Source organism: Xanthomonas cannabis pv. cannabis, assembly GCF_000802365.1.
GTDB lineage: Bacteria > Pseudomonadota > Gammaproteobacteria > Xanthomonadales > Xanthomonadaceae > Xanthomonas > Xanthomonas cannabis.
In genome coordinates this window covers 1-208 of record NZ_JSZE01000257.1, presented here as the reverse complement: position 1 = coordinate 208, position 208 = coordinate 1, and the positions used below count along the sequence as shown (strand labels likewise).

General features: G+C 70.2%; 1 protein-coding gene. It reads left to right on the top strand.

The window, feature by feature from the left end; genetic code table 11:
* Positions 1 to 208: DUF1631 family protein (locus tag OZ10_RS20310; RefSeq protein ID WP_039566965.1), on the top strand; the 208-nt coding region annotated here is incomplete at both ends.

Here is a 208-nt window from a genome sequence, read left to right as displayed (position 1 = left end):
AGGCACTGGAAGACTTCCTGCGCCAGCCGTGGCAGCACCATCTGACCATGGCGATCCTGCGCGACGGCGACGAAGGTCCCGGCACCGTGGAGGCGCTGGCGCTGGCGCTGGCCGACGGCGTGCTGGAAGAATTGGGCGAGGCGCGCCGGCACATCATCGGCAAGCCCTGGCTGCAGGTCTGGCAACCGGCCCTGCACCGCGTCTTCGC